At 65.1% G+C, this 19,996-nt stretch carries 20 protein-coding genes; 6 read left to right on the forward strand and 14 right to left on the reverse strand.

Going from position 1 to position 19,996, the window contains the following annotated elements:
- From MRY84_RS02995 to MRY84_RS03040, 10 genes are all read right to left on the reverse strand, one after another.
- Window positions 1-644, reverse strand: a 644-nt coding sequence (locus MRY84_RS02995) for a sigma-E factor negative regulatory protein (RefSeq protein WP_291504275.1), incomplete at its 3' end; no start/stop codon positions are given.
- A gap of 9 nt (window positions 645-653) precedes the next feature.
- On the reverse strand, window positions 654-1,280 hold the full coding sequence (rpoE, locus tag MRY84_RS03000) for an RNA polymerase sigma factor RpoE (protein ID WP_291504276.1): 627 nt from the start codon (window positions 1,278-1,280) through the stop codon (window positions 654-656).
- Window positions 1,281-1,940: 660 nt separating this feature from the next.
- Window positions 1,941-3,185 (reverse strand): beta-ketoacyl-ACP synthase II, encoded by a 1,245-nt coding sequence (gene fabF, locus MRY84_RS03005; RefSeq protein ID WP_291504277.1) that lies wholly within the window; start codon window positions 3,183-3,185, stop codon window positions 1,941-1,943.
- Between the two features lie 48 nt (window positions 3,186-3,233).
- On the reverse strand, window positions 3,234-3,473 hold the full coding sequence (gene acpP / locus MRY84_RS03010; RefSeq protein WP_003058049.1) for an acyl carrier protein: 240 nt from the start codon (window positions 3,471-3,473) through the stop codon (window positions 3,234-3,236).
- Window positions 3,474-3,576: 103 nt separating this feature from the next.
- Window positions 3,577-4,326: a 3-oxoacyl-ACP reductase FabG gene (fabG, locus tag MRY84_RS03015; protein ID WP_291504278.1), complete on the reverse strand. Its 750-nt coding sequence runs from the start codon at window positions 4,324-4,326 to the stop codon at window positions 3,577-3,579.
- The gene (gene fabD, locus MRY84_RS03020; RefSeq protein WP_291504279.1) at window positions 4,323-5,273 is read right to left on the reverse strand and encodes an ACP S-malonyltransferase; all 951 of its coding nucleotides are present in this window, start codon (window positions 5,271-5,273) and stop codon (window positions 4,323-4,325) included. Before fabD ends, fabG begins: the two co-directional genes overlap by 4 nt.
- 60 nt (window positions 5,274-5,333) lie before the next feature.
- Window positions 5,334-6,311, reverse strand: coding sequence for a beta-ketoacyl-ACP synthase III (locus MRY84_RS03025; RefSeq protein WP_291504280.1), 978 nt, complete (start codon window positions 6,309-6,311; stop codon window positions 5,334-5,336).
- Complete coding sequence (gene plsX, locus MRY84_RS03030) at window positions 6,311-7,366, reverse strand: phosphate acyltransferase PlsX (RefSeq protein ID WP_291504281.1); 1,056 nt, start codon at window positions 7,364-7,366, stop codon at window positions 6,311-6,313. The genes MRY84_RS03025 and plsX overlap by 1 nt, the downstream gene beginning before the upstream one ends.
- Before the next feature lie 108 nt (window positions 7,367-7,474).
- Window positions 7,475-7,657, reverse strand: a complete 183-nt coding sequence (gene rpmF / locus MRY84_RS03035) for a 50S ribosomal protein L32 (protein WP_011794326.1) — start codon at window positions 7,655-7,657, stop codon at window positions 7,475-7,477.
- A gap of 110 nt (window positions 7,658-7,767) precedes the next feature.
- Complete coding sequence (locus MRY84_RS03040) at window positions 7,768-8,319, reverse strand: YceD family protein (protein ID WP_291504282.1); 552 nt, start codon at window positions 8,317-8,319, stop codon at window positions 7,768-7,770.
- A 25-nt stretch (window positions 8,320-8,344) separates the two neighbouring features.
- Here MRY84_RS03040 and MRY84_RS03045 point away from each other — a divergent pair, with 25 nt between their 5' ends.
- The 3 genes from MRY84_RS03045 to MRY84_RS03055 are packed head-to-tail and all read left to right on the forward strand — an operon-like array spanning window position 8,345 to window position 10,971.
- Window positions 8,345-8,944, forward strand: coding sequence for a Maf family nucleotide pyrophosphatase (locus tag MRY84_RS03045; RefSeq protein WP_291504283.1), 600 nt, complete (start codon window positions 8,345-8,347; stop codon window positions 8,942-8,944).
- Window positions 8,941-9,747: an SAM-dependent methyltransferase gene (locus MRY84_RS03050; protein WP_291504284.1), complete on the forward strand. Its 807-nt coding sequence runs from the start codon at window positions 8,941-8,943 to the stop codon at window positions 9,745-9,747. Before MRY84_RS03045 ends, MRY84_RS03050 begins: the two co-directional genes overlap by 4 nt.
- Before the next feature lie 54 nt (window positions 9,748-9,801).
- Entirely contained in the window at window positions 9,802-10,971 is a 1,170-nt protein-coding gene (locus MRY84_RS03055; RefSeq protein WP_291504285.1) for a hypothetical protein, read from the forward strand.
- A 252-nt stretch (window positions 10,972-11,223) separates the two neighbouring features.
- Here MRY84_RS03055 and MRY84_RS03060 read toward each other — a convergent pair whose 3' ends face one another.
- The 4 genes from MRY84_RS03060 to MRY84_RS03075 all read right to left on the reverse strand — a co-directional run bounded on the left by MRY84_RS03060 (window position 11,224) and on the right by MRY84_RS03075 (window position 14,442).
- Window positions 11,224-12,270, reverse strand: coding sequence for a S49 family peptidase (locus tag MRY84_RS03060; RefSeq protein ID WP_291504286.1), 1,047 nt, complete (start codon window positions 12,268-12,270; stop codon window positions 11,224-11,226).
- 64 nt (window positions 12,271-12,334) lie between these two features.
- Complete coding sequence (locus MRY84_RS03065) at window positions 12,335-12,712, reverse strand: Rieske 2Fe-2S domain-containing protein (protein ID WP_291504287.1); 378 nt, start codon at window positions 12,710-12,712, stop codon at window positions 12,335-12,337.
- 24 nt (window positions 12,713-12,736) lie between these two features.
- On the reverse strand, window positions 12,737-13,411 hold the full coding sequence (locus MRY84_RS03070; protein WP_291504288.1) for an HAD-IA family hydrolase: 675 nt from the start codon (window positions 13,409-13,411) through the stop codon (window positions 12,737-12,739).
- An 8-nt stretch (window positions 13,412-13,419) separates the two neighbouring features.
- Window positions 13,420-14,442: an RluA family pseudouridine synthase gene (locus MRY84_RS03075; RefSeq protein WP_291504289.1), complete on the reverse strand. Its 1,023-nt coding sequence runs from the start codon at window positions 14,440-14,442 to the stop codon at window positions 13,420-13,422.
- A 603-nt stretch (window positions 14,443-15,045) separates the two neighbouring features.
- On the opposite strand from MRY84_RS03075, the gene MRY84_RS03080 reads away from it, so the two are divergent.
- From MRY84_RS03080 to MRY84_RS03090, 3 genes are all read left to right on the forward strand, one after another.
- On the forward strand, window positions 15,046-18,144 hold the full coding sequence (locus MRY84_RS03080) for an Rne/Rng family ribonuclease (RefSeq protein WP_291504290.1): 3,099 nt from the start codon (window positions 15,046-15,048) through the stop codon (window positions 18,142-18,144).
- Window positions 18,145-18,333: 189 nt separating this feature from the next.
- Window positions 18,334-19,119 (forward strand): peroxide stress protein YaaA, encoded by a 786-nt coding sequence (yaaA, locus tag MRY84_RS03085; protein ID WP_291504291.1) that lies wholly within the window; start codon window positions 18,334-18,336, stop codon window positions 19,117-19,119.
- Window positions 19,120-19,317: 198 nt separating this feature from the next.
- Window positions 19,318-19,996, forward strand: a 679-nt coding sequence (locus tag MRY84_RS03090) for a 2-oxoglutarate-dependent dioxygenase (protein WP_291504292.1), incomplete at its 3' end; no start/stop codon positions are given.

Here is a 19,996-nt window from a genome sequence, read left to right on the forward strand (position 1 = left end):
GTTGCATTGCGCAGGAATCCCGCTGGCATATGCAATGCCGAGGTACTGCCAAACTGCTTGTGCGCTGCCAGCAACTCGACCAGGCGCGGATCGCGAAACATGACCTGCTGGCCATCCGCGTCGGCAACGGCCACGACCGGGGACCCCGTCGAGCTGGGAGACGGTTCCGCAGACAAGGCCAATTGCGCGGCCCCACCGGTCGCGCCACCACTGCCCTGGAGTGCGCCCAATGACGTCCATCCGATGGCCGCCACCGCAGCCAGCGAAGCCACGCCGGCCACCATCTTCCAGCGGAAGACCGACGCATTGGCGGAATCCGCCATGGGGGCGGCCACGACTTCGTTCATCTGCGTACGGAAATCCGGCCGTGCAGCGGGAGTCTCCTTGGCGAGTTCCACGCGCAGACGCGCGAGAAAGTCCGGGGCGGCGGGCTTGGCCAGATCGGGCGAGCGCAACACATCGCCAACCAGATGGTAGAGCTGCCACGTGGACTCGCCGTCCGCTTGCGCCGCGTATTGCAGAGCCTGGACCAGTTCCTCGCCGGCCAACTCACCATCGGCCAACGCAGACAATTGCTCGCGCCGTGCCAGCGCGCCCGGCGCGGCGGCGCCCATCAAATCACCACTTCTTGCTGTGTTGTTCATCTCATCACCTCACCACCGTTTGCCCGACTGGTTTTCCAGCAGGGGGCGCACTTTGGCCGAAATGGCTTCGCGCGCCCGGAAAATCCGGGACCGCACCGTACCAATGGGGCAATCCATGGCGGTTGCGATCTCTTCGTAACTCATTCCCTCGATTTCCCGCAAAGTCACTGCCTGGCGCAAATCTTCGGGCAACGCCTCCATGGCCGCATTGACGGCTTGCGCGATTTCTCGGGCCGCGAGGACGGTTTCGGGGGTTTCTTCGCTGGTTAGTTCATGACCGAGGCGGGAAGTTTCATCCTCCTCGTCATTCCCCCGAAGCGCATTCTCCGAAATCACGGGGTTTCGCTTCATGTCCATCAACGCCTTCTTGGCGGTGTTGACGGCAATGCGGTACAGCCAGGTATAGAACTGCGCTTCCCCCCGGAACTGATGCAGGGCCCGGTAGGCGCGGATGAATGTTTCCTGCGCGATGTCCTGGATGAGATCGGTGTCACGCACCATGCGACCTATGAGGCGCTCAATCCGGCGCTGGTATTTGATGACCAGCAGCTCATAGGCGCGCTGATCGCCCGCAACCGTGCGCTCCACCAACTGGAGGTCGCTATCTTCGGACGGGGAAGGCGGAATGGCAGTCATGGATACTCAGGATTCGCGCCCATGCCTGCTGGCACTGGCCGGCGCGGTTTTGTCAGCGTTGTCAGCGCCCGGTCTGGCGCGGGAATATACCGCACGCCGCAAGTCCACCCAACGCTCGGGCTGGAGGGATCGGTCAAGCCACAGCCAGGCGCTTCCGCCCTCCGAAAAACGCGCATGAACCCACAACCGCGACTGCAGGTCTACAAGGACTTGCGGAGAGCCGGATAACGCAAGGATGGCAGCACCTGGCCGCCCCGGCTCAAGCACCCACGATTGCCCATCCCAATGCAGCGCGCCAGAAGTCTGGCGCCACCAGAAATGCAGCGCACTGAACGCCGCCAAAAGCCACAACGCGAACGCCACCGCTGCGGTAGCCTGAGAGGTCCCGCCGGCCGCGCCGTGGAGAACCCACCCCAGCAGCCCGGCAGCCCCTACGAGCAACAGCATCGCCAGCGCCGAGCCCAACACGCCGCTGCGGCGCAAGGGATAGAGAACGGCAGGAGACCGTTTGGAAGCCGAAGCCATCAAACACTCCCGCCGGGAAGTCCGCAGCACAAAGCAGCGGGCACCCAGAGTCGCAATGGCAAGCGAGGCACTCCTAGGGGTAACAAGATACGACCCCTCGTCAGCCCAATCGGCGGCAAGTTTCTGCGCAGAAAATCAGACGCGCTTGAACACCAGCGTTCCGTTGGTCCCGCCAAATCCAAAGTTGTTCTTGACGGCCACGTCGATCTTCATGTCGCGCGCAGTGTTGGCGCAGTAGTCCAGATCGCACTCCGGATCTTGATTGAACAGATTGATCGTGGGCGGAACCTTCTGTTCATGCAAGGCCAGCACGGTGAAAATGCTCTCGATGCCGCCCGCACCACCGAGCAAATGGCCGGTCATGGATTTGGTGGAGCTAACCACGGTTTTGTAGGCATGGTCGCCCAAGGCTGCCTTGATGGCATTGGTTTCGTTCAGATCCCCCAGCGGAGTCGACGTACCATGGGCATTGAGGTAGTCCACCTGATCGGCATTCACCCCCGCATTGCGCAATGCGCTCAGCATGGCACGGCGCGGGCCGTCCATGTTGGGCGCCGTCATGTGGCCAGCATCGGCACTCATGCCAAAGCCGCCCAGTTCTGCATAGATCTTGGCACCCCGCGCCTTGGCGTGCTCGTACTCTTCCAGCACCATCACGCCCGCGCCCTCACCCAGTACGAAACCATCGCGGTCTCTGTCCCAGGGGCGGGAAGCGGTCGCGGGGTCGTCGTTGCGTGTAGACAGGGCGCGCATGGCGGCAAAGCCACCGATGCCCAGCGGAGACACCGTGGATTCGGTACCACCCGCCACGACAACGTCTGCATCGCCGTATTCAATCATGCGCCCGGCTTCGCCGATGCAATGCAGGCCGGTGGTGCAAGCTGTCACGACAGCAAGGTTCGGCCCCTTGAATCCGAAACGCATGGAGACATGCCCTGCCACCATGTTGATGATGGATGCCGGCACAAAGAACGGCGTGATGCGCCGAGGGCCGCGGTTGGTCAACTCTGCATGGGTGTCTTCAATCAGCGGCAGGCCACCAATGCCGGAGCCAATCACACAGGCAATGCGGGTGGCCAGTTCTTCACTCAGCGCTTCACCCGTGGGCAACCCGGCATCCTGCACCGCTTGCGCAGCAGCGGCAATGCCGAAATGGATAAAGCTGTCCATCGCGCGCGCGTCCTTGGCGCTGATGTACGACTCCAGGTCTAGACCTTTGACCTCTCCCGCAATCTTGCAGGCGAAGTTCGATGCATCGAACTTGGTAATGAGATCAATGCCGGATTTTCCAGCGAGGAGATTGGCCCAGGATTCGGCCACCGTGTTGCCCACGGGGCTCACGCATCCCAGGCCGGTCACGACAACGCGACGACGGCTCATGCGTAAAAAACCTTCTTCTGATCGCTTGAGTCAGGCGCAGTGCGCCGCTCAGGCCTTCTGGTGGGTGTTGGCGTAGTCGATGGCGTTTTGCACCGTCGTGATCTTCTCAGCGTCTTCGTCTGGGATCTCGATGCCGAATTCGTCTTCCAGCGCCATCACCAGTTCCACCGTGTCAAGCGAGTCGGCACCGAGATCGGCCACGAAGGCCTTTTCGTTGGTGACTTGGGACTCTTCCACGCCGAGTTGTTCGGCAATGATTTTTTTGACGCGTGCTTCGATATCGCTCATGGTTTCCCTCTGGGGGTTGTGAATGAATCCGCGATTCTAGCTGCTTAAGGGAAAGCCCCTCAGCAGCCCGCCGTCGGGATGAATCGGCGTTAACTTTCAACAATTACATGTACATGCCGCCATTGACATGCAACTCCTGCCCCGTCACGTAACCTGCCTCTTGCGAGGCCAGGTACGCGACAGCGTGCGCGATGTCCTCTGGCTTACCCATGTGGCCCAGTGGAATTTGGGCATTGAGGGCTTTTTGCTGTTCTTCCGGCAGTGCCGAAGTCATGTCGGTGGCGATAAAGCCGGGAGCCACGCAGTTCACAGTGATGCCGCGGCTGCCCAGTTCGCGCGCCAGGGCGCGCGTCATGCCGGCAACGCCGGCCTTGGCCGCAGCGTAGTTGGCCTGGCCCGGATTGCCAGAAGCGCCCACCACGCTGGTGATGTTGATGATGCGCCCGAAGCGCTGCTTCATCATGGGCCGAATCGCTGCCCGGCTGACGCGGAAAACCGCCTTGAGATTCGTATCCATCACGGCATCCCAGTCCTCATCCTTCATCCGCATCGCCAGGGTGTCGCGCGTGATACCGGCGTTGTTCACCAGCACCTGCAAGCCCCCCTGCTGCTTGACGATGGCATCCAGCAGTGCCTCGACAGACGCGGCGTCGTTCACATTCAGATTGACACCCCGGCAGCCCGCGTGCGCCGACAGCGCCTGGCTGATGCGCGTGGCACCCTCGTCGGTTGTGGCAGTCCCCACCACCTGGTAGCCCCGCACTGCGAGCTCCAATGCGATGGCAGCGCCAATGCCGCGCGATGCACCCGTGACCAGCGCGACTTGCGCCGAAGATGTAGTTTGCGCCGTCATGCCAGCAACTCCCGCGTTTCGGCCAGCGTGGCCGGATCAAACAATGCAGCGCCGACCAGTTCAGGGTCGATGCGCTTCGTCAGGCCGGCAAGCACCTTGCCCGGCCCACACTCCACCAGATGTGTGATGCCGCGTGCCTTGAGCGCCTGCACGCACTCGACCCAGCGCACGGGGCCAAACGCCTGCCGGTAAAGCGCATCGCGAATCGCGTCCGCATCCTGCTCGACGGCGACGTCCACATTGTTCACCACGGGAATTTGCGGCGCAGCCAGCACCACGCTCGCCAAGGCCTCGCGCAACTTGTCGGCGGCCGGCTTCATGAGGCTGGAATGGAACGGCGCGGACACCGGCAGCGGCAGCGCACGCTTGGCCCCTGCCGCCTTCAACACTTCGCAGGCCTTGTCGACCCCCGCCTTGGTGCCGGCAATGACCGTCTGAATGGGATCGTTGAAATTGACGGCCTCGACCACTTCCGTAGTACCCGGGCCGAACGAGGCAGCAGCCTCCGCGCACCCCGCGATGACCTTGGAGGCTTCCATGCCCAGAATGGCGGCCATGGCTCCGGCGCCGACCGGCACGGCCTCTTGCATGGCGGCAGCGCGCAGACGCACCAGAGGGGCCGCCTTGGCCAACGTCAACACGCCGGCCGCCACCAGTGCCGAGTATTCGCCCAACGAATGGCCGGCCACCGCGGCGGGCACGGCACCGCCTTCGGACCGCCACACGCGCCAGGCCGCAACACCAGCCACCAGCATCACGGGTTGGGTGTTGGTGGTGAGGGCCAATGCCTCCTTCGGGCCCTGGCTGATCAACTGGCCGATGTCTTCACCCAGCGCCTCGGAGGCTTCCTGCAGGGTCTGGACCACCGCAGGGTGCCCGCCCCATCCATCGAGCATGCCCACAGACTGCGAGCCTTGCCCCGGAAAGACAAATGCAAAAGATTTCATGCAAAAACCTGAAATAGGATTGAAATTGGCATCTAGCGCTCGCGTAACAAGCGCCAGAAGCTATAACTTCAGGAGCACAGCACCCCAGGTAAAGCCGCCGCCCACTCCTTCGAGCAACAAGGTTTCACCCTTCTGGACCTGCCCCGAGCGCACCGCATGGTCGAGCGCCAGGGGAATGGACGCCGCCGACGTATTGCCATGCTGGTCGACCGTGACCACCACCTTCTCCATGGGCAGCTTGAGCTTGCGGGCCGTGCCCTGCATGATGCGGATGTTGGCCTGGTGAGGGATCAGCCAGTCGACGTCCGCTTCCGTCAGCTCCGCCTTGGCGAGCACGGCATGTGCCGCCTTCTCCAACACACCCACGGCAAGTTTGAAGACGGCCTGTCCATCCATCTTGAGCAAAGGATCGCCCAGCACCTGCCCCCCAGACACGTTACCGGGGACGCAGAGAATATCGACGTGCTTGCCATCAGCATGCAGGTCGCTGGACAGGATGCCCGGAGTTTCCGAGGCCTCGAGCACCACGGCGCCCGCCCCGTCACCGAACAGCACGCAGGTAGTGCGGTCGTTGAAATCCAGGATGCGGCTGAACACCTCCGCGCCCACAACCAGCGCCCGCCGGGCCGCCCCGCTCTGGATCATGGCGTCGGCCACCGTCAACGCGTAGATGAAGCCGCTGCAGACGGCCTGGACATCAAACGCAGGACATCCGTTCGCACCCAGCTTGTTCTGCAAGATGCAGGCCGCTGACGGAAACACCATGTCCGGCGTGGATGTCGCGACGATGATCAAGTCGATGTCGGCGGGCGCAAGGCTTGCCGCCTGCAGGGCATTGCGCGCCGCCTCCACTCCCAGGTCGCTGCTGGTCACGTCCGGCGCCGCAAAGTGGCGCGCACGGATGCCGGTGCGCTCCACAATCCACTCGTCCGAGGTTTCAATACCGCGCTGGCCCAGTTCAGCTACCAGATCAGCGTTGGTCAGCCGGCGAGGAGGCAGGTAGCTGCCAGTGCCGGTAATGCGGGAATAGCGTCTCATCAATGTGTGATTGTCGCCGCACCGCCAAGCTGGGGCTGGGCATTGGCAGGCGCCAGGAGCGGCGCTGCATGCGCAATCCGGCTCCGGACGCGGTCGAGCAAGTTGTTGCGGGCTGCATCATACGCCCGGTTCAAGGCCTGCTCGAAAGCCATCGCGTCGGCAGATCCATGGCTTTTGAAGACCAGCCCGCGCAGCCCCAACAGTGCTGCGCCGTTGTATCGCCGGTAGTCCATGCGCTTCATAAGCGCCTTCAATACAGGATAGGCGACGATGGCCGCCACTTTGGTGAAGATGCTGCGAGAAAACTCTGTTTTGAGCGCACCAATGATCATCGACGCCACGCCTTCGCTGGCTTTGAGCGCGACATTGCCGACAAATCCGTCGCAAACAACGATGTCCACCGTACCTTTGAAAATGTCGTTCCCTTCGACATTGCCAAAGAAATTCAAATCGCCAGCATTGCCCGCAGATCGCAACAATTCGCCGGCTTTTTTAATCACCTCGCTGCCCTTGATGACTTCTTCTCCGATATTGAGAAGTCCCACAGTCGGGTCGCCGCCTTCTTGCAAGGCCGACACCAGCGCGGAGCCCATCACCGCAAACTGCAACAAATGTTCCGCAGAGCAATCCACGTTCGCACCCAGATCCAGCACCGTGGTGGCACCTCCTGCCGCGTTGGGCATCTGCGTGGCGATGGCGGGCCGATCAATGCCGTCCAGCGTCTTGAGGAGGTACCGGGCAATGGCCATCAGTGCACCAGTGTTGCCCGCAGACACCGCCGCTGAGGCAGTTCCATCCTTGACTTGCTGGATGGCTACGCGCATCGACGAATCCTTTTTCTTGCGCAGAGCCACCTCGACCGCGTCATCCATGGCAACCACTTCGGAGGCGGCCACTACCGTGGCCCGCTCGTGCGAGAAAGCCGCCAGGCTCTCCGGCAGGCCGACCAACAGCAAACGGGCATCTGGGTGGTTATCGAGGAATTGGCGGCACGCCGCGAGGGTGACGCGGGGGCCATGGTCGCCCCCCATGCAGTCAACAGCCAGTGTGATCATGGGCGACTTATCCAACCGGCGGCAGGGGCCGGAAGTTGAAATGCAGGGATCAAAACAAAGGCCCGCGCTACGGTTTCAGTAGCAACGGGCCTTGGATTGGAGCGAAGATCAGGCTTCAGACTTGTTCTTCAGCACCTGACGGCCACGGTAGAAACCGTTGGGGCTGATGTGGTGGCGCAGGTGGGTTTCACCGGTGGTGGGTTCCACGGCAATGCCCGGCACGGTCAGGGCATTGTGCGAGCGGTGCATGCCGCGCTTGGAAGGGGACTTTTTGTTTTGCTGAACGGCCATGATGGCTCCTGGTCTTGAATAGGGTTGGTAAAAACGCGATCAGCCCATTAAAGACACGAGGGGATTCGCGCGAAGCCCTCGATTATAGCCTAATTGGTTTGAAGGCCCTTTCAGGGGCCTTTGCCATCTTTTCGCAGAGCCGCCAGGGCCGCGAAGGGGTTGGGCTTTTCTGCGCTGGCTTCTTCGAAATCATCATCCGACGAGGCCAGGGGCACCGCCGTAGGGCACTCGTCGTGCCGGGGAACGACGGGCAAGGCCATCAGCAGCTCGTCTTCAATGAGCTCGCGCAGATCGAACTCGCGGCTGATGGCAAGCAGGTCTTCCTCGCTGTCATCGTCCAACGCCTCGGCCGTGGCTTCATCAGCGACGAAACGGAACGCCCGATCGACCTCAAGCGGAACATCCACCGGTGTCAGGCAACGCTGGCACTCCATCGGAAAACTGGCCTGCACTTTCAGGTGCAGCCACACCTGGGCCATGCCGCCCAAAGCGGTGCGCACCTCTCCCGTGGCTTCCCAATCCACCATCAGGTCGGGGTGCAGGCCCTTGGCCTCCTGGGCCAGCCGCTCAAACTTCAGCAGCGACTCATGGCCCGCCAGCCGGCCGCCGGCCTGGGCAAAGGCTTTCACGTCCAGACGGTGTGCGGAGAATTCCTTGGTCATGGCGGCAGTGTAAGAGAATCGGCGCATGCATCAATCCCCTTCCCTGCAACGCCCGTTGGTATTGGGCTCCACCTCGCGCTACCGGCGTGAATTGCTGGCGCGGTTGAACGTGGCCTTCGACGTTGCAGCCCCCGATGTCGACGAAACCCCCCAGCCTTCTGAAGCCCCCCGTGCCCTCGCACTGCGGCTGGCCCTGGCCAAGGCGCGGGCGGTCGCCCAACAGCATCCCGCAGCGTTGGTGATCGGCTCTGATCAGGTGGCCGACCTGGCCGGACAACCTCTTGGCAAGCCTGGCAGCCACGAGCGCGCGGTGCAGCAGTTGCGCCAGATGCGCGGCCAGACGGTGATCTTCCAGACCGCCGTGGCGGTCGTCTGCGCAGCGACCGGGTTCGAGCAGGTCGACCTGGCGCCCGTGGAGGTGAAATTCCGCCCTCTCTCCGACGACGAGATCGAACGCTACCTGCAGGCGGAGCAGCCGTATGACTGCGCCGGCAGCGCCAAGAGCGAAGGCCTGGGCATTGCGCTGCTGGACGCGATCCACAGCGACGATCCCACGGCCCTCATCGGCCTGCCGCTGATCCGCACCTGCCGCATGCTGCGCGCTGCGGGCCTGGTGCTGCCATGACGGGAAACCTCTCGGCCACCGCGCGAGGGACGGGCGCGGTGGGCACCCTGTTCCTCGTGCCGGCCCCGCTCGACTTCGGCTGCGACACCACAGCCCCGCTGCAGGACGCCCTGCCTGCGGCCACCTTGCAGACCGCAGCGCGGCTGACCCACTGGGTGTGCGAGAACGCCAAGAGTACACGCGCCTACCTCAAGCGCATCGACGCCCTGCACCCCCTGGCGGCGCCGTTGCAGCAGCAGCAAATCACCGAGCTGCCGCGCGAGGTGCACAAGAAGGGCGACCACGGCACCAAGGGCTCGGCACCCTTCGATGCCCGCCCGCTGCTGGCGGCGGCGCTGTCCGGGCACGACATGGGTCTGCTCAGCGAGGCCGGCATGCCCGCCGTGGCCGACCCCGGGTCGTCCGTGGTGCGCGCCGCGCACGACCTTTCCATCCCCGTCGTGCCGCTGGTCGGGCCGGTGTCGCTGTTGCTGGCGCTGGCCGCCAGCGGGCTCAACGGGCAGAACTTCGCCTTCGTGGGCTACCTGCCCCAGGATGTGCAGGAGCGAGCCCAGCGCATCAAGGAACTTGAAGCCCTGGCGCATCGCACTGAGCAAACCCAGCTTTTCATCGAGACCCCCTACCGGAATGCAGCCCTGTGGCAATCGCTGCTGCAGGTACTACAGCCCCACACCCGCCTGGCGCTGGCCAGCGGCCTGACCCTGCCCGAGGCGCGCGTGCAGAGCTTGCCGGTGCGGCAGTGGCGCCAGCAGCCCGCACCGCCCGACAACCGTACCCCCGTCGTCTTTGCTCTGGGACGGTGACGCAGGAAGACTGCCGCAAGAAGCAGCGCCCACGGGCCCTGGAGGACTGACCTGATGAAATACGCGATCGCTACCATTTTCATAGCATCCAGCGCTTGCAGCATGAGCGCCAGTGCCATCATTCGCTGCGAAATCGACGGCAGGCCGATCAACACCTCCAACGGCGCCGAGCTGGCGGGAAAGTCCGGCCTGGTGCGCTGCCTCGAGGAAGATACCGGCCACCTGCAGCGGGAGCAGGAGCTGCGCGATGGCCGCTTCATCGGCCTGGAGCGCATGTTCGACCGCCAAGGCCGCCTGTTGCGCGAGCGCACGGTGAACGAGCGCGGCAACAGCCAGGGCCGGGTGGCGGAGTTCTGGCCCAACGGCCAGGTGCGTCGCGAGGAAACCGCCGACAACGGCCGCACCCAGGGCGCCGTGCGCCGCTTCGACGCCACGGGCCGGCTGGAGCGCGTTTCTTTCCACGGCGAGGGCCAGGAGCTCTTCTACGTGGAATACAACAGCAAGGGCCAGCCCATGCGACTCCTGTGCCCGCGCGCCAGCGTGCTGCCGGAAGACCGCAAGCTCTGCGGGTTCGATGGCGCTGCCGACACCGAGTTGTTTGCCGAGAGTGGCGCGCGGTCTGCGCAGCTGCGCTATGACCAGGGCCGCCTGCTGAGCGCCACCGAGTGGTCCAGCGATGGCGTCGTCGCCGCGCAGCAATCGGTGGTGGACGGCCGCCACGTGCACCAGAGTTTCTACACCGAGGGCGGCAAGAGCGTGCTGCGCGAGGAGCGCGTGTTCGCACCGGACGAGCGCACGCTGCGAGACGCGCGGGGACAGTTGCTGAGCGCTCGCCGCTTTGGCGCGTCGGGCCAGCTCATCGAGCAGCGCAGCTTTGGGACGGATGGCCGCGAGGCGCAGGTGGAGCGCTGGTACCTCAACGGATCCGTGCGCGAACGCAGCATCTGGAGTGGCAACGGCAAGGACGCCCGTCTGGTGCGCGAGATGTACCGCGACGATGGCAAGCTCGCTCGGCGCGAGCAGTTCGATGCCGATCAACGGCCGGTGGGCACGCAGCAGGCCTTCCACGACAACGGCCGCCTGGCCGTGGAAGAACAGTACGCGGACCCGGACGCCAGGGGGCGCAGCCGCATCACTGCGCGCAAGCAGTGGGACGACGCCGGCAAGCTGCTGGCCGACGACATCATCCTGGAAGATGGCTCACGGAAGCGGGCTTCCCCCTAAACGTCTTCGGTAGCCGCCAGCACCCGCCGGGCCTTTGGCCTGGGGAACGCGGGAAGGATGAGGATGCTTCGCGCCGACAGCCCTGCGGCCGGCAGTCACGCCCCAAAAAATGAACCCCGCACAACGGCACCGTTGCACAGGATGATCGGGTTGTTGGCTTCGCCGGACTTTGGCTGACGGAACGGCGTCCGATCAGCGTGAGCGTGCGCACCAGCCTTTTCGCCCGGCGCCCGCCAGGCGTTACGCCCTTGCTCAGCGCAGCTGGGGGCCCGCCCAGGCAATCGACTTGACCGCCCCCGCGCCGATGGCCGCGCCAAAGCGCTTGACCAGGCGTTCCGCCACATTGTCGCGGCGGGTGTAATCGATGATGTCCTCCGCCTTGACGATTTCGCGGGCCACGAAGTCCAGGTTGCCCAGCTTGTCGGCCAGGCCCATCTCCACCGCCTGCTGGCCGGTCCAGAACAGGCCGCTGAAAGTGTCGGGCGTGGTCTTGAGGCGGTCACCCCGCCCGGCTTTCACCACGGCGATGAACTGCTGGTGGATCTGGTCGAGCATGGTCTGGGCATAGGCGCGCTGCTTTTCCGTCTGCGGGCTGAACGGATCCAGGAAGCCCTTGTTCTCGCCCGCAGTGAGCAGACGGCGCTCCACGCCGAGCTTTTCCATGGTGCCGGTGAAGCCAAAGCCGTCCATCAGCACGCCGATGCTGCCCACGATGCTGGCCTTGTCCACAAAGATGTCGTCTGCCGCCGCGGCGATGTAGTACGCGGCCGACGCGCAGGTTTCTTCGACCACTGCGTAGATCGGCTTGCCGTGCTTGGCCTTCAGGCGCACGATCTCGTCGTTGATGATGCCGGCCTGCACCGGGCTGCCGCCCGGGGAGTTGATGAGCAGCACCAGGGCTTGCGAGCCTTCGTCCTCCAGGGCGCTGCGCATGGCCGCCACGACGAATTCGGCACTGGCTTCGGCGCCACTGGCGATCTCTCCCTTGATGTCCACCACCGCGGTGTGCGGCGCGCTCTTGCTCGTGCTGGGCGCGGCTTGGCGCAGGGCAACGAATGCGACGACGGCGATCAGCAGCAGCCAGGCCAGGCGAAAGAAGATCTTCCAGCGGCGCGCACTGCGTTGCTCGTTCAACGTGGCCAACGCCAGCTTCTCCAGCGTGGCTCGCTCCCAGCCGGGTTCGCGCAATGAATCACTCACAGGTGCTCCTGAATTAGTAGCTGCTTGCGCCCACAGATCGGGCGCTGGATTGGTTTTTGGTTCAAGCCCCGATGGACCGGGCTGCTGAGGGTCTGTCATGTCGTGCATCCTGGCGCAGGGCTGCCGCAGGCGCCAGCGCATAAGGGTAAGCCATCTGGATTTTCTAGAACTCTACGGGTTGCAGGTGGGGTGCAGTATGCCAGTGCACCATGCCATCAGCTTCGGACAAGGCAATTTTCACCAGCCCGCCGCGGCAGGGACCGCCCGCGCACTGGCCGGTGCTGGGCAGGTAAGCGGCGCCGTGCGTGGCGCACAGCAGCCACTGGCCGGTATCGTCAAAGAAGCGGCCAGGCTGGTAGTCCATCTCCATGGGCACATGGGTGCAGCGGTTGAGGTACGCGTGTGGAGCACCTTGGTAGCGGATGGCGAAGGCGCGGCAGGCCTGGCCCGCATAGACCACGTCGAACGCCACGGCCAGACCGGCGTCCACCAGCTCGTCGCTGCGGCACAGCGGGAGGGCTTGCACGGAGAACGTGTTCATGGGTGCGCTTGCTTCCACAGCCCCTCAGGCATGCTGCAGCAGCCAATCGTGCAGCTCGCGCACCGAGTGCACGATCGACAGCGGACGCAGTTCATGGAACACCTCGGGCTCGTGCGCGCCATAGCTCACGCCCACGCTGGCGCAGCCCGCGTTCAGGGCCATCTGCAGATCGTGCGTGGTGTCGCCAATCATCAAAAGGCGCTCGGGCGGCACATCGAATTCGGCCATCAGTTCCTGCAGCATCAGCGGGTGCGGCTTGCCTGCGGTCTGGTCGGCCGTGCGGGAACCGTCGAACACGCCTTTGAGTTGCACCGAGTGCAGCGCCTCGTCCAGCCCCCGTCGGCTCTTGCCTGTGGCCACGGCCAGCAGGTGCCCGCGCTCGCGCAAGTCGTTCAGCAGCGGCAACACGCCCTCGAACAGGCTCAGGTCGTCCTGGTGCTGGATGTAATGAAAACGATAGCGGTTGGCCAGCTCCGTGTATTTGGCGGGCGGGATATCTGGCGCTGCGTGGGCCAGCGCCTGCGTCAGGGCCATGCCGATCACGTACGACGCCTCCTTGTCGGTGGGCACCGTGCCGCCTACGTCGCGCACTGCAGCCTGAATACAGCGCACGATGATGGCGGTGGAATCGAAGAGCGTGCCGTCCCAATCAAAGGCGATGAGATCGAAACGGCGGGGGCGGAAGCTGGAGGCGGGCATGGAGGATGTCACGCCGTTGCGGGCGGTGGTGTCACAAAATCTGCCAATTCGGGCGGGAGTTCGGCGAGCAGCTCGATACGCTCGCCCGAAGCGGGATGATTGAACTGTAACCGCCAGGCGTGAAGGAACATGCGCTTCATCGCGAGCTTCTGCAGGCGCTTGTTGAGATCGAAGTCGCCGTACTTGTCGTCGCCCACGATGGGGTGCCCCTGGCTCGCCAGGTGCACGCGGATCTGGTGGGTGCGCCCGGTCTTGATGGTCACCTCCAGCAGCGACATGGCGGGCAGCCCTTGCGCAGGGCGCGCGGCGGCCGTGCTGCGCACCTTGACCAGCGTGACGGAGCGCATGCCGTCCGGGTCGTCGGCGGTGGTCACGCGCACCCGGCGTTCACCGTCTGCCTGCAGGTACTTGTGCAGCGGCAGATCGATGACCTTTTTGTTGGCCGGCCAGATTCCGGTCACCAGCGCCAAATAGGTCTTGCCCGTCTCACGCTCGCGGAACTGGTCCTGCAGGTGCGTGAGCGCACTGCGCTTCTTGGCCACGAGCAAGATGCCCGAGGTCTCCCGGTCCAGCCGGTGCACCAGCTCCAGAAACTTGGCTTGGGGCCGCGCCTGGCGCAGTTGCTCGATCACACCAAAACTCACGCCGCTGCCGCCATGCACGGCAACGCCCGCGGGCTTGTCGATAGCAATCAGGTGTTCGTCTTCGAGCAGAACCGGAAATTCTCGCGCTGGCGCGGGCCGCTCGGCCTTCTCGGCCACCTTCTCCGACAGGCGCACAGGGGGCACGCGCACCACGTCGCCCGCCTCCACCCGCGTGTCGGCGCTCGCACGCCCCTTGTTGATGCGCACCTCGCCGCTGCGGATGATGCGATAAACGTGCGTCTTGGGCACCCCCTTCAGATGGCGTATCAAAAAGTTATCGAGCCGTTGGCCTGCGGAGTCTGCGTCGACTTCTACCAGGCGGGCTGCGGGAGGGCTTGCCGCAGCGGCGCGGCCAGACGGCGGTTTGGCCCCTATAATGTGTTTCACCTGCGCGTTGTCATGTAAGTGGTTGATTTGTCTGGAGTTTAGTCCACACAGCCCGTTGCCTGGCGCAGGCAGGTCGATGCCAGCGGGCGTCGTGCGCGCAGATCGCAGGCCAGATGCCTGTGATGGCCTGCATGCCGTGCAGCGGGCTGACAGATTGAAACACTGATACGGAATCCTCCAAGCTGGCAGAGGCACCCTACCCGGGCGCGGCCTGTCAGCGGATCAAAGCGAGCATGTGGTTGTTGATGAGCTGGATAGAGATCCTGTGGCGGAGGCTGCTGCCCCCGGCTGCACGCTCCTATTCGGCCCCAGCGCCCAGCCAGCAAGCGCAACCAGCTACTCTTTTGCTAGCAAAACTGCGCTCCTACCACTCGCCCCCATCCACGCGCCCCTGCCTTCCATTGCTGCACTAGAGCGCAGCAAAACCTTGGCATCCCCGGCAATTCCCTTCGTTTCGATGCGTCAGTCCAGGCATTCACAGCTCCTGTAGAGCTTGTTGTATTGGTTTGGAAACTGTGGGCGGCAGCCCGCACAGCCCTCCGCTTGTGGGATGGTTTGCTGCACCGCTGCTGCCTGCAAAACACTGATTGAAGGAATCGCATCATGAAGCGGATGCTCATCAACGCCACGCAGGCCGAAGAACGGCGCCTGGCCATCGTCGACGGACAAAAGCTCCTCGACTACGAAATCGAGATCGAGGGCCGCGAGCAGCGCAAGGGCAACATCTACAAGGCCGTCGTCACGCGCGTCGAGCCCTCGCTGGAAGCCTGCTTCGTCGACTACGGTGAAGACCGCCACGGCTTCCTGCCGTTCAAGGAAATCTCGCGCCAGTACTTCGCCCCCGGCGTCTCGCCCAGCCAGGCGCGCATCAACGAAGTCATCAAGGAAGGCCAGGAGCTGCTGGTCCAGGTCGAGAAGGAAGAGCGCGGCAACAAGGGCGCCGCCCTGACCACCTTCATTTCGCTGGCAGGCCGTTACGTCGTTCTGATGCCCAACAACCCCCGTGGCGGTGGCGTGTCGCGCCGCATCGAGGGCGAGGACCGCGCCGAGCTCAAGGAGGCGATGGATCAGCTGGAGTACCCCAATGGCATGTCCATCATCGCCCGCACGGCCGGCATCGGCCGCTCGGCGCCCGAGCTGCAGTGGGACCTGAACTACCTGCTCAAGCTCTGGAACGCCATCGACGGCGCCGCCAAGGGCGGCAAGGGCGCCTTCCTGATCTACCAGGAATCGAGCCTCGTCATCCGCGCGATCCGCGACTATTTCAACAACGACATCGGTGACATCCTCATCGATACCGACGACATCTACGAGCAGGCGCACCAGTTCATGGCGCACGTCATGCCCGAGCATGCCGCCCGCGTGAAGCGTTACCGCGACGACGCCGCCCTGTTCAGCCGCTTCCAGATCGAGCACCAGATCGAGTCGGCCTATGCCCGCACCGTGAGCCTGCCCTCGGGCGGCGCCATCGTGATCGACCATACCGAAGCGCTGGTGTCCGTGGACGTGAACTCGGCCCGCGCCATCAAGGGCGGTGACATCGAGGAAACCGCCACCCGCACCAATCTGGAAGCCGCCGATGAAGTGGCCCGCCAGATGCGCCTGCGCGACCTGGGCGGCCTGATCGTGATCGACTTCATCGACATGGAAGAGTCGAAGAACCGCCGTGAAGTGGAAAACCGCCTGCGCGACGCGCTGCGCCAGGACCGCGCCCGCGTGCAGTTCGGCACCATCAGCAAGTTCGGCCTGATGGAAATGAGCCGCCAGCGCCTGAAGCCCGCGCTGTCCGAAGGCTCGTCCATCCCCTGCCCCCGCTGCGGCGGCTCGGGCCACATCCGCGACACTGAATCGTCGGCGCTGCAGATCCTGCGCATCATTCAAGAAGAATCGATGAAGGACAACACGGCCGCCGTGCACTGCCAGGTGCCGGTGGAAGTGGCCTCGTTCCTGCTCAACGAAAAGCGCACCGAGATCGCCAAGATCGAACTCAAGCAGCGCGTGGCCGTGCTGATGGTGCCCAACAAGACGCTGGAAACCCCCAACTACCGCCTGGAGCGCCTCAAGCACGACGACCCGCGCCTGGACCACATCGAAGCCAGCTACAAGCTTGCCGAGGAAGTGGAAGACCCCACGGCCGTGACGCGCCGCTCGCAAGAGCCCACCAACAAGCAGACTCCGGTGATCAAGGGCGTGCTGCCCGACGCCCCCGCCCCGGTGGCCGAACCGCGCGAACCCCGCCCCGAAGGCGCGGCCCGCCCTGCCCGCGCAGGCCAGCGCCCGGCGCAAGCCGCACCTGCTGCGGCAGCCACGCCTGCGCCCGCCCCCGTGGCAGCCGCCCCGCAGGAGCAAGGCTTCTTTGGCTGGCTCAAGAGCCTTTTCGGGTTTGGCCCGGCGCCTGCGGCCCCCGCTCCGGTGGCTGCCCCCGCGGCAACGGCTCCCGCCGAAACCGCTGGCCGGGGCGAACCCCGCCGTGACGGCCGCAATGGCGAAGGCCGCGGCCGTCGTGGTGGCCGTGACGGCAACCGTGAAGGCCAGCGCGAAGGGGCTCCCCGCGAGGGCACCCGAGAAAACAATGGCGAGGGCCGCGGCCGCCGTGGCGAGCGTTCGGCCGAGGGCCGCGCACCCCGCGACGCTGAGCGCCGCCCAGAAGGCGAAGGCCGCGAACCGCGCGAAGGTCGCGAAAGCCGTGAGGGCCGCAATGGCCGCGAAGGCGGTCGTGGCCGCCGGGATGCGGAGTCACGCCCTCAGAACATGGGGGTGAATGGTGACCAGCCGTCCGCCACTGCGGCACCGGCCAGCGGCCAGACCGGCCATAGCAACGGAGCAGAGGGTGCACCGGCACCACAAGCCCGTGGCGAGCGCGGCCCGCGCCGTGAACGCGGCGAACGTGGCAGCAGCCGAGGCGAGCGCGCACCCCGCCCCGCGGAAGGCCAGGAGGCGGCTGCTGCGCCAGCCACCGGGGATTTCGCTGATACCGCACCGTTGGCCTCGCTGCCCGACCTGGACCTGACGGGCAGCAACGACGCACCCGCCAGCAGCAACGGCAATGGCAATAGCAACGGCCCCGCAACCGACGAGCAGCGCCGCGAGCGCCGTTCGCGCGACCGCTACGGCCGCGACCGCCGTGAACGCGGCGAGCGCGGATCCCGCGAAGGCGCCGGCGCAGAAAGCCAGGCCCCCGCAGCACCGGCCCTGGTGGATTTCGATCTGACGCAAGCGCCCCCAGCGCCCGCGCCAGCGGATGAAGCGCCACGCCGCAGCTATTTCAGCACCCCGGCCGCAGAACAGCCCGAGAGCGCTCCGGCCGTGGCAATAGCCGCGCCAGCCGCCCCCGCGTCCACGGCCCCCACTGCCACCACGGCGGCTGTAGAAGAGGCAGCAGCAGCGCCTGTGGCTCCAGCAGCATCTGCGGCGCCCGCCACCGCGGCCCCCGAGGCCAAAGGCATGCCGCGCGTGCAGCCCTTCACGCTGCCCGTGGACCTGCTGCAGCAAGTCGCTTCGGCATCGGGACTGCAATGGGTGAACTCCGACGCGGACAAGGTGGCTGCCGTCCAGGCCGCAATTGCGGCGGAACCCCAGCCCGTGCGCGTGCCCCGCGAGCGCCCGCCCGCGGTGGTCCTGGACGAAGGCCCGCTCGTGCTGGTGGAAACCCGCCGCGACCTGGCGGCGATGAAACTGCCGTTTGAAGGCACATCCTCCTGAGCGCCGAGCGCCGTCCCCTTCTCCCGCACTGCTACGCAATGCGGCAAGGGGGACGATGCCCTCGCTGCAGGCGGCCCTTGCTGAGCATCCATCACCCGGGTCGCGCCAGTTTCCTGCGCAGCGAGTCAGCGTCACCCACGGAAGAAAGAGCGGCCCCGGCCGCTTTTTTTCTTTACGCTATCACCCACCATGCTGTACCTGCTGTCCCCCGCCAAGTCGCTTGACTACGACACCCCCCTGCCCGACGGCCTGCCTCACACCACACCCCAGTTTGTGCGCGAGTCCACCGACCTCATCGAGGTGCTGCGCACGCATTCGCCGCAGAGCATCGCCTCGCTGATGGCGCTGAGCGACAAGCTCGCCGCGCTCAACGTGGCGCGCTACCAGGCATGGCGTCCGCGCTTCACGGCCGCCAATTCGCGCCAGGCCGTGCTGGCCTTCAATGGCGATGTGTACGACGGCCTGCAGGCGCGCTCGCTCTCCGCCAAGGACTTCGCCTGGGCCCAGGACCATGTGGCCATCCTGAGCGGCCTGTACGGCGTGCTGCGGCCGCTGGACCGCATGCAGCCCTATCGGCTGGAGATGGGCACGCGCCTGGCCACGGGCGCTGGCAGCAACCTGTACGACTACTGGGGCAGCCAGATCGCCGAGCACCTCAACACCCGCCTGCGCGCCGACAAGACCCCCGTGGTGGTCAACCTTGCCTCGCAGGAGTACTTCAAGGCCGTGGACCGCAAGGCGCTGAAGGCGCGTGTCATCGAATGCGTGTTCGAGGACTGGAAGGGCGGCGCGTACAAAGTCATCAGCTTCTACGCCAAGCGCGCGCGGGGGCTGATGGCGCGCTACGCTATCACCCACCGCGTCGCCACACCCCACCAGCTGGAAGGGTTTGACCTGGACGGCTACGCTTTCGCCCCTGCATCATCCCAACCCGAGCGCTTGGTATTCAGGCGCAAAGTGGTGCCGTCGGCATAGGAGGCTGCCGGACTGGGAGCGTCGAAAGCGAGAATGCGCTCCAGCGAGGACAGTTTTTGCCGAATTTGCAGCCTCATGGCCGAGCTATGAGGCAAAAAGTCGGAAAAAAATGGACCGCTGCGGCCCATTTGCAGCCGACGATTTCCAAGGCCGAGAGGCTCCTACGCCCATTGCACCGTTTAGCTCGAAAGGAACGCCATGGCATCTAGTTCTGCATCCAGTTCTGACTCGCGCCCGGACGACACCCTTGCCACCGCCCAGCGCAGCAGCGCAGCGCGGCAGGCCATCACGCCCGAGTTGCGCCGCTGGATCATCGAACAAGCACAAGCCGGCTACGCCGCACCCGTCGTGCTGCAATCCATGCGCGATGCCGGGTGGGACGAGGACGTGGCCGCCGAGGCGATGGAAGTCACCCTGCAGGACCACCTCAATGCGCTGGCGATGCAGCAGGGCCAGCCCCCGGCCGTGCCCGTGCCCGAGCCACAACTCAACGACTCGCCCGCCCAGGTGGATTGCGGCGACCGCACGGTGAACGTCTTGCTGGCCATGGCGCAGCCGCGCATCGTGGTGTTCTCCAACCTGCTTTCGCCCGAGGAGTGCGACGCGCTCATCGCCGCTGCCGGCCCCCGGATGGCGCGCTCGCTCACCGTGGCCACCAAGACGGGGGGCGAGGAGATCAACGACGACCGCACCAGTGACGGCATGTTCTTCCAGCGCGGCGAGAGCCCGCTGATCCAGCGCATCGAAGAGCGCATTGCCCGGCTGCTGCAATGGCCCATCGAGAACGGCGAAGGCCTGCAAGTGCTGCACTACCGTCCGGGCGCTGAGTACAAGCCCCACTACGACTATTTCGACCCCGGCGAGCCAGGCACACCCA

The sequence above is a fragment of the Acidovorax sp. genome (assembly GCF_022763525.1).
Taxonomy (GTDB): Bacteria; Pseudomonadota; Gammaproteobacteria; order Burkholderiales; family Burkholderiaceae_C; genus Acidovorax.